The 11,914-nt window shown below is 72.9% G+C and carries 11 protein-coding genes; all 11 read right to left on the reverse strand.

The window, feature by feature from the left end; all coding sequences use genetic code 11:
• Window positions 1-47: 47 nt before the first annotated feature.
• The 11 genes from V5O49_RS10825 to V5O49_RS10875 all read right to left on the reverse strand — a co-directional run bounded on the left by V5O49_RS10825 (window position 48) and on the right by V5O49_RS10875 (window position 11,760).
• A complete protein-coding gene (locus tag V5O49_RS10825) occupies window positions 48-1,634 on the reverse strand; it encodes a hypothetical protein (RefSeq protein WP_332902251.1) in 1,587 nt (528 codons plus the stop codon).
• Window positions 1,631-2,275 carry an ABC transporter ATP-binding protein gene (locus V5O49_RS10830; RefSeq protein ID WP_332902252.1) on the reverse strand — a complete coding sequence of 215 codons (645 nt, stop codon included), beginning with the start codon at window positions 2,273-2,275 and terminating at the stop codon, window positions 1,631-1,633. Before V5O49_RS10830 ends, V5O49_RS10825 begins: the two co-directional genes overlap by 4 nt.
• Window positions 2,276-2,328: 53 nt before the next feature.
• Window positions 2,329-3,075, reverse strand: coding sequence for a deoxyribose-phosphate aldolase (gene deoC / locus V5O49_RS10835; RefSeq protein WP_332902253.1), 747 nt, complete (start codon window positions 3,073-3,075; stop codon window positions 2,329-2,331).
• Window positions 3,072-4,175 carry an adenosine deaminase gene (locus V5O49_RS10840; RefSeq protein ID WP_332902254.1) on the reverse strand — a complete coding sequence of 368 codons (1,104 nt, stop codon included), beginning with the start codon at window positions 4,173-4,175 and terminating at the stop codon, window positions 3,072-3,074. Before V5O49_RS10840 ends, deoC begins: the two co-directional genes overlap by 4 nt.
• A gap of 63 nt (window positions 4,176-4,238) precedes the next feature.
• Window positions 4,239-4,487 (reverse strand): hypothetical protein, encoded by a 249-nt coding sequence (locus tag V5O49_RS10845; protein WP_332902255.1) that lies wholly within the window; start codon window positions 4,485-4,487, stop codon window positions 4,239-4,241.
• A 44-nt stretch (window positions 4,488-4,531) separates the two neighbouring features.
• Window positions 4,532-5,827 carry a thymidine phosphorylase gene (locus V5O49_RS10850; RefSeq protein ID WP_332902256.1) on the reverse strand — a complete coding sequence of 432 codons (1,296 nt, stop codon included), beginning with the start codon at window positions 5,825-5,827 and terminating at the stop codon, window positions 4,532-4,534.
• Window positions 5,824-6,219 (reverse strand): cytidine deaminase, encoded by a 396-nt coding sequence (locus V5O49_RS10855; RefSeq protein WP_278236815.1) that lies wholly within the window; start codon window positions 6,217-6,219, stop codon window positions 5,824-5,826. Before V5O49_RS10855 ends, V5O49_RS10850 begins: the two co-directional genes overlap by 4 nt.
• A 4-nt stretch (window positions 6,220-6,223) precedes the next feature.
• The gene (locus tag V5O49_RS10860; RefSeq protein ID WP_332902257.1) at window positions 6,224-7,519 is read right to left on the reverse strand and encodes an ABC transporter permease; all 1,296 of its coding nucleotides are present in this window, start codon (window positions 7,517-7,519) and stop codon (window positions 6,224-6,226) included.
• Window positions 7,516-8,877: an ABC transporter permease gene (locus V5O49_RS10865; RefSeq protein WP_405001168.1), complete on the reverse strand. Its 1,362-nt coding sequence runs from the start codon at window positions 8,875-8,877 to the stop codon at window positions 7,516-7,518. The genes V5O49_RS10860 and V5O49_RS10865 overlap by 4 nt, the downstream gene beginning before the upstream one ends.
• A 139-nt stretch (window positions 8,878-9,016) precedes the next feature.
• A complete protein-coding gene (locus tag V5O49_RS10870) occupies window positions 9,017-10,537 on the reverse strand; it encodes an ABC transporter ATP-binding protein (protein ID WP_278236813.1) in 1,521 nt (506 codons plus the stop codon).
• Between the two features lie 116 nt (window positions 10,538-10,653).
• Entirely contained in the window at window positions 10,654-11,760 is a 1,107-nt protein-coding gene (locus tag V5O49_RS10875) for a BMP family lipoprotein (RefSeq protein ID WP_332902258.1), read from the reverse strand.
• Between the last annotated feature and the right edge of the window lie 154 nt (window positions 11,761-11,914).

Consider the following 11,914-nt stretch of genomic DNA (forward strand, 5'->3'; position numbering starts at 1 on the left):
AAGGTAAGCCTAACCTACCTTCAGCGCACGTCGTGGTCGGACGCCCGTCACGACCGCTGGAGCCGACGGACGCCCGTGACCGCCAGCCAGAGCGCCACCACGACGACGGTCGGAGCCGACCCCGCACCGAACCGCGCCAGCAGCCACGCCAGACCCACCACCGTCAGCCAGCCGCGCAGGAACCACCCCACCACCATCACCACGGACAGGTCGCCCGTCGGACCCGCCATCGGCGTGGAGAGCTCCGGGGGTGCCTGCGTCGCACCGGCCACCCAGAGGCGCACGCCGAGCACGGCGACGAGCGCCGACGTCCCGAGCACGACGGCGGACCCGTCGACCGGGACGAACGGACGAGCCGCGAGGAGGCCGAGGCCGCCGGCCACCACCGCGAGGAGCACCGGGACCGGCAGGTGCCCGAGGACCGCGCGCCGCGGCCCGCCCGGGAGCAGTCCGGCCGGCACCGACTGCTCGGCCATGTCACGCAGCCCGCCGGCCCAGGTGGCCGAAGCGGCGTAGAGCACGAGTCCCCCACCGACGGCGGACAGCACCGCCCCCGGACCGCCGGCCGCAGCGACGGCGACCAGCACCACGCCCACCGCCCCCGCGAGCACGGCAGCCAGCACCGGCCCCGGACGACGGCGGAGACCGAGCAGGTCACGGGCCACGATCGGCAGGTGCCGCAGCAGCACCGGCCGGTACGAACGTCCCCGCGCCCGCAGCGCGGTGGTACCCGCCACGGTGCGTACCCCGGTGGCGTCGCCGCCGCTCAGCGCCGCCCCGGTCGCCACGGTCCGGCCCCACGCCGAGGCCACGGCGTCGACGTCGAGGTGGAGCGGCAGCACGCCGAGCACGAGCCACGCCCCGACGACGGCCACCGCGACCGACACTCCGACGACGACGCCCGGCACCGCGACCTCCGCCGGGGCGCCCGACACGGTGCCGGCCACCGACCCGGCGTCGGCGGCGACGAACGCTCCCGCGACGGCGACGACGACGGCGACCGTCCGGGCCGCGAACCGCCACCGCGGGCACTGCGCGGCGACCGCGAGCGCGAGCGGCAGCTGGCCCAGCCCCGCCGCGCACCCCGCCCAGACGAGCACGCCGCGGGGTCCCCCCGGGCCGTCGGCCGCGTCGGACGCACCGGCCGCCAGGGCCGAGCCGAGCAGAGCGGCGACCCCGGCGACGCCGAGGACCAGCACCACGCCACGTCGCCACAGGACGACGCGCGGGTCCCACACACCACCGAGCGCGTACGCCGCCTCGGTCGCCGAGAGCCACACCGGCACGCCCAGGCGGGCCGCGAGAACACCGCCCACGCTCGCCACTCCCAGCAGGGCCGCACCGGTCGCGACGAGCGCCGCCGGGGCCGAGGTCGTCCCACCCGTACCGAGCGGGACGCCCGCCTGGGCGACGGCCGTCCACAGCACCGGCCCGTACACCAGGGCCAACAGCGTGAACCCGTAGGCGAGGTAGACGCGGTCGCCGGAGTCGTCGTCAGCCCGGCGCCGGCGGTGGTGCGACCGCAGCGCGCGGACCCACCGCCGCCACGGCCCGTACGGCATGCGCAGCCCGGTCGCGGCCACGCCGTCGGACGGGTCGTCCTCGGGCCCGCCGGCGCGCCACGCGGGGCTCACCGGGTCGGCTCCGCGAGCTCGACGACGGGTCCGCGGTCGGCGAGGACGTCCCGGAGCCCCGGGTCGTGGGTGGCGGCCAGCACCGTGCGCCCCTGGTCCAGCGCCCGCACCACGAGGTGTCGCGCCACCTCGCGCCAGCGGGCGTCGAGCCGCTGCTCGGGCTCGTCGAGCAGCACCAGCGACGCGGGACGGTAGAGCGTGGCCACCAGGGCGAACATCTGCGTCTCGCCGGACGACAGCTCGGCCGGGAACTGGTCGCGCACCCGGTCGAGCGTGGCCTCGGCCAGCGCCTCGTCGACGTCCGGACCGGGATGCCGGCCCGACCAGGCGACCTCGACGAGCCGCAGGTGCTCGGCCACCGTCAGGTCCGGGTAGCTGGGCAACGGACCCAGCAGCCGCACGATCTCGTCACGACGACGCCGACGGGCCCGGTCGGCCGGCTCACCGAGCACCGTCACGGTGCCGGACGTCGGCTTCTCGGTGCCCGCGACCAGCCGCAGGAGGGTCGACTTGCCGGCACCGTTCGGCCCGACGACGGCGGCTCCCTGGCCCGCGCTCAGCCGCACCGACGCCGGGGCGAGCACCTGGACGGTCCCGTAGGTCTTGGAGACGCTCTCGACGTCGACCGGTGCATCGCTCACGGCGCCGAGGCTACCGAGCCCCGGCCCGCGGGCGGATCACCCGACGCGGCGGGTCAGTACCCGCCGTCGTCCGCCGCGCCCGAGGCCGCGGTCCCCTCGTCGAAGCCCGCGAGCACCGCGGCGGTGCCCGACAGCCCCAGGCGCGTCGCGCCCGCGGCGATCATCGCCTGGGCGTCGGCCAGGGTCCGGACGCCGCCCGAGGCCTTGATCCCCAGGCGACCGCCCACGGTGGCGGCCATGAGCTCGACGGCGTGCACCGAGGCGCCTCCGGTGGGGTGGAACCCGGTGGACGTCTTGACGAAGTCCGCGCCGGCGGCCTCGGCCGCGCGGCAGGCCGCGACGACCTCGGTGTCGGTCAGGGCGGCGGACTCGATGATGACCTTGAGGACCTTGTCGGACGGCACAGCGGCGCGCACGGCGGCGATGTCGTCCTGGACGACGTCGAAGCCTCCGGCCTTGGCCGCGCCGATGTCGATGACCATGTCGACCTCGTCGGCACCGTCCAGCACCGAGCGGGCGGCCTCGGCGGCCTTGATCTCGCTGGCGTGCTTGCCCGAGGGGAAGCCGCACACGGTCGCCACGGCGAGACGTCCGCCGGCGGCCTCGACCGCGTGGGCGACGAAGGTGGGCGAGACGCACACGGAGAAGACCCCGAGCGCGGCGCCCTCGGTCACCAGGGCGGAGACGTCGGCCGCCGTCGCCTCCGGCTTGAGCAGCGTGTGGTCGACGTAGCGGGCCAGTGCCGCGCGGTCGGTCGGGACGGCGGTGCCGGTGCCCGGCGTGCTGGTGTCGTCGCTCATCGCAGAGCCCCCTCGATCTTCTGGTAGCCGGGCAGGATCAGGTCGTCGACGAGGTCGCGGCGCTCGTCGTGGTGCAGGAACGCGCTCCACGCCGCCGTCATCGTGACGTCGGCGAGGTCGTCGATCGTCCAGCCCGCCTCCGAGACGAGCAGTCGCATCTCGTGCGACATCGACGTGCGCGACATCAGCCGGTTGTCGGTGTTGAGCGTGACCGCGAAGTCCAGCTCCTTGAGCCGGGTGATCGGGTGCTCGGCGATGGTGGACGCGCCCGGCGCCGCCGCGGTCTGCAGGTTGGAGACCGGGCAGACCTCGAGAGCGATCTGGTGGTCCCGGACCCAGTGCGCCAGGCGACCCAGCGTCGCGGAGCGGTCGTGCTCCGAGAACGTGATGTCCTCCATGATCCGCACGCCGTGGCCCAGCCGGTCGGCCTGGCCGAGGTGCACCGCCTGCGCGATGGACTCCAGACCGGCGGCCTCGCCCGCGTGGATCGTCGTCGGGAAGTTCTGCTCGGCCAGGAAGCGCCACACCTCGGCGTGGCGGTCGGGGGCGAAGCCGTCCTCGGGACCGGCGATGTCGAACCCGACCACGCCCGCGTCGCGGTAGGCGACCGCCAGCTCGGCGACCTCCATCCAGCGGTCGGTGTGGCGCATGGCGGTCACGAGCTGGCCGACCCGGATGGTGCGGCCCTGCTCGGCGGCCTCGCGCACGCCGGCGTCGATGCCGTGCTGCACCGCTTCGACGGTGTCCGGCAGCGACATCCCGCGCTGCAGGTGCTGCTCGGGGGCCCAGCGCTGCTCGGCGTACACCACGCCGTCGGCCGCGAGGTCGAGCACGGCCTCGCGCGCGACGCGGGCCAGGGCCTCGGGCGTCTGCATGACGGCGATCGTGTGGTCGAAGGTCTCGAGGTACCGCGGCAGCGAGCCGGAGTCGGCGGCGTCGCGGAACCAGGTCGCCAGGGCGTCGGCGTCGCCGGCGGGCAGCTCGTGACCGACGGCGTCGGCCAGCTCGAGCACGGTCTGCGGGCGCAGCCCGCCGTCGAGGTGGTCGTGCAGCAGGACCTTGGGCAGATCGCCGATGGCGTCGAGGAGGGCTTGCGTCATGGGCCCCAACCTACCTGCGCCGACGGGCCGTCGCCGGGCCCCGGGACCGGCTCGTGAGCGGGCTCACGCGGACGGGTCGTCGCCGGGTGCCTCCGGGTCGTCGGTCGGCACCTCGATGTCCTGCTCGACGACGTCGGCCTCGTTCGCCGACCCCTCCAGGTCGGGTCGGGGGAACCCCGGGTGGTACTCCTCGGCGTCGGCCTCGTGCTGCGGCTGCTCGGGCGCGGACCCGGCCTCGTCGAGCAGGCTCGTGGTCTCCTCGGGCTTCTCCAGGCCGGCGTCGCGCCAGGCGTCGTTCGGCGTCGTGCTCATGCCTCCATGGTGACGCGCCGAGCGGCTCGACGCGAGCAGGGACGTCAGTGCAGCCGGTCCAGCACGATCGGGGGCCGGGACACGGCGGTGCCGCCCGGGGCGACGGCCCAGCCGCCGTCGAGGGCGTCGAGGGCGCGCCCGAACCGCTCCGGGGTGTCGGTGTGCAGGGTGAGCACCGGCGCACCGGCGGCCACGTGTTCACCGGGCCGCGCGTGGATCTCGACGCCGGCGCCCGCCTGCACGGGGTCCTCCTTGCGCGACCGGCCGGCGCCGAGACGCCACGCGGCCACGCCGACGGCGTAGGCGTCGAGCTCGCTGACCACGCCGTCGCGGTCGGCGACGACCTGGTGCGTGTGCCGTGCGGTCGGCAGGGGTGCGTCCGGGTCCCCGCCCTGGGCGGCGATCATGCGCCGCCAGACGTCCATCGCCCGCCCGTCGGACAGGGCGCGGCGGACGTCGTCCTCGTCCGCCGGACGGCCGGCCGCGGCCAGCATCTCCACGGCCAGCGCGACGGTGAGGTCGACGACGTCGTCCGGGCCGGCGCCGTCGAGCACCTCGACCGACTCGCGCACCTCGAGGGCGTTGCCGGCCGTGCGCCCGAGCGGGATCGACATGTCGGTCAGCAGCGCCACGGTACGGACCCCGGCGTCGGTGCCGAGCTCGACCATGGTGCGCGCGAGCTCGCGCGCCTGCTCGAGGTCCTTCATGAAGGCGCCGGACCCGACCTTGACGTCCAGCACGAGCGCACCGGTGCCCTCGGCGATCTTCTTGGACATGATCGAGCTCGCGATGAGCGGCACGGCCTCGACGGTGCCGGTGACGTCCCGCAACGCGTAGAGCTTCTTGTCCGCCGGGGCGAGACCCGCGCCGGCCGCGCAGATGACGGCACCCACGTCGTCGAGCTGGGCGAGCATGTCCTCGTTGCTCAGCGCGGCGCGCCACCCCGGGATGGACTCGAGCTTGTCGAGCGTCCCGCCGGTGTGCCCGAGCCCGCGTCCGGACAGCTGCGGGACCGCGACCCCGAAGGCCGCCACCAGCGGTGCCAGCGGCAGGGTGATCTTGTCCCCCACGCCGCCGGTGGAGTGCTTGTCCGCCGTGGGGCGGGACAGCGAGGAGAAGTCCATGCGCTCCCCGGAGGAGATCATGGCGTGCGTCCACCGCGAGATCTCGCCCCGGCTCATCCCGTTGAGCAGGATCGCCATCGCCAGGGCCGACATCTGCTCCTCGGCGACGACACCCCGTGTGTAGGCGTCGATCACCCAGTCGATCTGAGGGTCCGACAGGTGGTGGCGGTCCCGCTTGGTGCGGATGACGTCGACGGCGTCGAACGGTTCGCTCATCGGTCCAGGTCCTCCGGTCCGAACGCCTGCGGCAGCAGGTCGGACATGGTGACGACGCCGCGGGGCGTCTCGACGATCAGGTCGGGGCCGCCGTGCTCCCACAGCAGCTGGCGGCAGCGTCCGCACGGGGTGATGACACGGCCGCGACCGTCCACGCAGGTGAAGGCGGTCAGCCTGCCGCCGCCGCCCGTGACCAGCGCGGAGACCAGGGAGCACTCCGCGCACAGGGTGACGCCGTAGGCGGCGTTCTCCACGTTGCAGCCCACCAGCAGGCGCCCGTCGTCCGCGTAGGCGGCGGCGCCGACGGCGTACCCCGAGTAGGGCACGTAGGCGTGGCGGGTCACGTCCGTGGCGGCGGACCGCAGGGCGTCCCAGTCGACCGAGGACGGCACCGCGCTACTCCTTCGTGTACGGCGTGGCGAGCGCTGCCGGCGGGCGCGACCGGCCCACGAGGCCGGCGACGGCGAACAGCGTGACCACGTAGGGCAGCATCAGCATGAACTGGCTGGGCACCGGGGACCCGACGACGGACAGCACGTTCTGCAGGTTGGTGGCGAACCCGAACAGCAGCCCGGCCAGGGCCGCCCGCACGGGGTTCCACTTGCCGAAGATCATGGCGGCCAGCGCGATGAAGCCCGCGCCCGCGGTCATCTCGCGGCCGAACTGGTTGATCGACACCACGGTGTAGAACGCACCGCCCATGCCGCCGACCGCGCCGGCGATCAGCAGCGCGCGGTACCGGGTGCGCAGCACCTCGATGCCGACGGTGTCGGCCGCCCGCGGGTGCTCGCCGACGGCCCGCAGCCGCAGCCCCCAACGGGTGCGGAAGAGCCCGTACCAGACGAGGAACACCACGACAGGCATCAGGTAGACCACGATCGTCTGGTCGAACAGCACCGGGCCGACGACCGGGATCCGCTCGAGGAACGGGATCGGGATCTGCTCGAAGCGGGTCGTGGAGTTCAGCGTCTCGGTGTTCGGCACGAGCACCAGCGAGTAGAAGAAGCTCGTCAGGCCGATCACCAGCACGTTGAGGACGACACCGACGATGATCTGGTTGACGCGGTAGGTGATGGTGAAGACCGCCAGGACGAGACCGACCAGGGCCGCGGCGATCATGGCCGCCAGCAGGCCCACCCACGGGCTGTTGGTCAGCGAGCCCGCCACGGCGGCCGTGAAGGCACCCGCGAGGAGCTGGCTCTCGATGGCGATGTTGATCGTGCCGGAGCGTTCGCCGATGACACCGCTCAGCGAGCCGTACACGAGCGGCACCGACAGGGCGATCGCCCCGCCGAGGAGCCCGACGACGGACAGGTCGCGCGGGCTGCCGGCCGCGGCCCAGGCCAGGAAGCCGACCAGCAGCGCGGCGGCGTACACGCCGGTGGCCCACAGCGGGGTCTTGCGCTGCGCGCGGGTGGCGACGACGGAGACGACGAGCAGCGCCGCGGCGACGGCGGCGCACACCCAGGCGGTCGCCATGCCGGGCAGCACGTAGACCGGGAGCTGGAAGAAGTCGGTCGGCGTCGACAGCGAGAAGCGTGCGCTGCCCTCGCGCGGGGCGAGCAGGAGCAGCAGGGCGTACAGGGCGAGCACGACCGCCAGCGCGATCGAGGTCTTCCACGAGACGGTGGTGACGGTGCGGGGAGCGTCCGACGCCCCGGTGGGGGCGCCGTCGACGGTGGGCGCGCTCATGCCGCCGCCTCCTTCCTCGCGGCCTTCGACCGCTTCTTCCTCGGCTTGCCGCCCGGCTGCGGGAGCCGGAACACGGCCCGCACCAGCGGCGGCGCGGCGATGAACAGCACGATGAGGGACTGCACGACGAGCACGATCTCGATCGGGATGCCCTCGGCGGCCTGCATCGCCGAACCACCGGCCTTGAAGGCGCCGAACAGGATGCCGGCGCCGAGCACGCCGATCGGGTTGGAGTTGCCCAGCAGGGCGACGGTGATCGCGTCGAAGCCGATCCCGGCGTCGATGTCGGCGCCGAACCCGGTGGTCACGGTCCCGAGCACCTGGGTCACACCGGCCAGCCCGACCAGCGCTCCGGCGACGAGCATGACCGAGACGGTCGACCGTGAGACGTCGATGCCGGCGACGCGGGCGGCCCGCGGGTTCTCGCCGACGGCGCGGTAGGAGAACCCGACGGCCGACCGGTTGAGGATCCACCACACGACGGCGACGGCCACCAGGGCGAGGATGAAGCCCCAGTGCAGCGTGTACCGCTCCCCCAGCAGCGACGGCAGCTGGGCGGACTCCGGCGTCGGCGGCGTCTTCGGGTTCGCCGAGCCGGGGGCCTGCATGAGCCCGGGCGTCGCCAGGAAGTACGACAGCAGGTACAGCGCGACGTAGTTGAGCATGATCGTCACGATGACCTCGTGGGCACCGGTGCGGGCCTTGAGGAGGCCGGCGATGCCGGCCCACAGGGCACCGGCCAGGATGCCCGCGACGAGGGCGAGGATCAGGTGGATCGGGAAGGGCAGGCCCGTCACGCCGAAGCCGACCCAGCCGGCCGCGGCGGCGGACATCAGCATCTGGCCCTGCCCACCGATGTTCAGCAGGCCGGCGCGGAACGCGATCGCGACACCGAGACCCGCGGCGATCAGCGGCGTCGCGTTGTTCAGCGTCTGCGTCAGCGGCCGGATGCCGGCGGCGAACGTGTCGGCCCGGAAGTTGTAGACCGCGCCCTGGAACAGGGCCGAGTAGGCGCCGCCCACGGCCTCGCCGACCGCCGCGAAGGTGTCGGCGGGCCGGGAGAAGAAGTAGGCCGACGCTTCCTGGACGGCCTCGTCGGTGACGATGATCATCAGCGACCCGGCGATCACGGCCAGCAGGATCGCACCGAGCGAGACGGCCCAGCCGCCGGAGATGATCCGCCGGAAGGCGTCCTGCCAGCGCTGGTCGTCGGACTCCTGGTCGCCCTCCTCGCGGGCGCGGTCCTGCGCCAGCGCCTCGGCGAGCCCGGGGTCGGTGGAGGCGTCGACGTGCTCGATGTCCTCCTCGAGCCGGTTGTCGGACGAGTCGGCGGAGTGCCGGTCCGGGGTCTCGCTCACGCCGATCCCTCCTCGCGTGTCCGCTGCGGTGCCGGAGCGAGCGCCCGCAGCGAGCCTGCGAGCGCAGGGCGATCGCGACCAGCGAGCATTGCTCCGATTGCCTCGTACCTCGCCACCCCTGCGCGGGGGCTCCTCGCGCTCACGCGGCGTCTCCTTCGCTCTCGGGCGCGACGCCGGCCATCATCAGGCCGAGCACGTCGCGCGGGGTGTCGGCGGGCACGATGCCGACGACGCGACCGCGGTACATGACCATGATCCGGTCGGCCAGGGCCACCGCCTCGTCGAGCTCCGTCGACACCACGATGACCGGGATCCCCTGGTCGCGGGTCTCGACGATGCGCTTGTGGATGAACTCGATGGAACCGACGTCGACGCCGCGGGTGGGCTGGGCGGCCACGAGCAGGCGCAGGTCGCGGGACAGCTCGCGGGCGAGGACGACCTTCTGCTGGTTGCCGCCGGACAGGCGGCCGACGGGCAGGTCGATGCCGGTGGTGCGCACGTCGAACTCGTCGACCTTCTCGCGCGCGAACTCGTCGCGCAGGCCGAGCTGCAGCGAGCCCGCGCGGACGAACGGCGCGCCGTCGGTGCGGTCGAGGATGAGGTTCTCGGCGATCGTGAACTCGCCGACCAGACCGTCCGTGCTGCGGTCCTCGGGGACGAAGCCGACGCCGGCGTCCAGGACCTTGCGGACCGACCGCCCGCGCAGCTCCTCGCCGTCGAGACGGATCGAGCCCTGCAGGTCCGGGTGCAGACCGATCAGCGCCTCGGTGAGCTCGGTCTGCCCGTTGCCCTGCACACCGGCGATGACGAGGATCTCGCCTCCGCGCACCGAGAAGCTGACGTCGTCGACCACGATCTGGCCGTCGGGGCGCGCGACGACGAGGTTCTCCACGGCCAGCTCGTTCTCGCCGTGGCGGGCCGCCTCCTTGTCGACGGTCAGCTGCACCGCGCGGCCGACCATGAGGGAGGCGAGCTCGTTGTCCGGCGCGGTCGGGTCGGCCTCGCCGACGACCTTGCCGTGCCGGACCACCGTGATGCGGTCGGCGACCTCGCGGACCTCACGGAGCTTGTGGGTGATGAAGACGATGGCCTTGCCCTCGTCCTTGAGCTGGCGCATGATCGCCATCAGCTCGTCGGTCTCCTGCGGCGTGAGCACCGCCGTGGGCTCGTCGAAGACGAGCACCTGCGCGTCCCGGCTCAGGGCCTTGATGATCTCGACGCGCTGCTGGACGCCGACCGGGAGCTCCTCGACGACCGCGTCCGGGTCCACGTGGAAGCCGAACCGGTCCGCGGTGCTGCGGACGGTCTCCCGCGCGGCGGACAGGTCCAGGATGCCCGGGCCCGACGTCGTCTCGTGGCCGAGCATGACGTTCTCGGCGACGGAGAACACCGGCACGAGCATGAAGTGCTGGTGCACCATGCCGATCCCCGCGTTCATCGCGTCGCCGGGTCCTTCGAAGTCCTGCACCTCGCCGTCGAGGAGGATCTCGCCCTCGTCGGCGTCGTACAGGCCGTACAGGACGTTCATCAGCGTGGACTTGCCCGCGCCGTTCTCGCCCAGCAGACAGTGGATCTCACCCGGTTCGACCACCAGGTCGATGTGGTCGTTGGCCACCAGCGCACCGAAACGCTTGGTGATCCCACGCAGCTCGAGCCTCATCGCGGTCCGTCCCGCCCTTCCCTCACGGTTCTGGTGGCCAGCCTAGGTCGCACGGCGTGGCGGGACACGGTGAGCGCACCGTGCCCCGCCACGCCGGCGGTCATCCCGTCAGCGGGTCACTCGTCCAGGTAGGAGGTGACCTCGAGCTCGCCGTCGATGATCTGCTGCTGCAGGTCCTCGACCTCGCTCATCAGCTCGGGGTCGACCTCGTCCTCGAACTCGTGCAGCGGGGCCAGGCCCACGCCCTCGTTCTCGAGGGTGCCGATGTACGGCTCCGGGTCGAACTCCTCGGTGGCCGCGGTCATGAGCGCGTCGTGCGTGGAGACGTCCATCTTCTTGAGGATGGAGGTCAGCACGTACGGCTGGGTGCTCGGGTCGGTCTCGTAGAAGTCCGCGTCGACGCCGACGAGGGCGACGTCGCGGCCGGAGTCCTCGATGGCGGCGATCGCCGACTGGTAGATCGGGCCACCGACGGGCAGGATCACGTCGACACCCTGGTCCAGGATGTTCGTCGCCGTGGTCTTGGCGGTCTGGTTGGCCTCGAAGCCGCCGGTGAACGAGCCGTCCTCGCCGCCGGAGTAGCCGATGACCTCGACCTCGGCGTCGTTGCTCTCGTTGTAGTACTCGACGCCCTGCTTGAACCCGTCCATGAAGATCGTCACGGTCGGGAACGGCTGACCACCGAACGTGCCGACCTTGCCGGCCTCGGAGTAGCCGGCCGACAGGTAGCCGGCGAGGAACGCGGCCTCGGCCGTGTTGTACAGCAGCGGCTTGATGTTGTCGGCGTCCGCCTCACCGTCGAAGTCCGCGTCCGCGGCGTCGTCGACCAGGAAGTAGTCGATCTCCGGGTTGGCGTTCGCGGACTCGATGGTGTCCGCCGACAGGGCGAACCCGACCGAGACGATCGCGTCGCAGCTCTGGTCGACCAGCGACTGCAGGTTCGGCTGGAAGTCCGTCTCGGACTGCGACTGCACGTCGATGACGTCCTGGCCCAGCTCGTCGGCAGCCTGCTGGGTGCCCTCGAAGCTGAGCTGGTTGAAGCTCTTGTCGTCGAAGCCGCCCTGGTCGGAGACGATGCACGGCTGGTAGTCGACGGACTCGCTCTCCGCCGTCTCCGTCTCGGTGGTCTCCTCGGTGGGGGTCTCCTCCGGGGCCGCGCCGCATGCCGCGAGAGTCAGTGCCGCCGCGCCGGCGAGGGCGGTGAACTTGATCGCACTCTTCACCTGTCGCTCCTGTCGATGAGGGTGGGTGAGCACGGGCGCTCGCCCGTCTCACGATCAGAGATGGACAGACTAACCACGCACGGGCTCAGGACATGCCACGAGCACCTACCGTGGCCGAGTCGTTATCGAATGGGAACACCGCCGGAATGAGCCA

This window comes from Isoptericola haloaureus, assembly GCF_036689775.1.
In the GTDB taxonomy this organism is placed as follows: Bacteria; Actinomycetota; Actinomycetes; order Actinomycetales; family Cellulomonadaceae; genus Isoptericola; species Isoptericola haloaureus.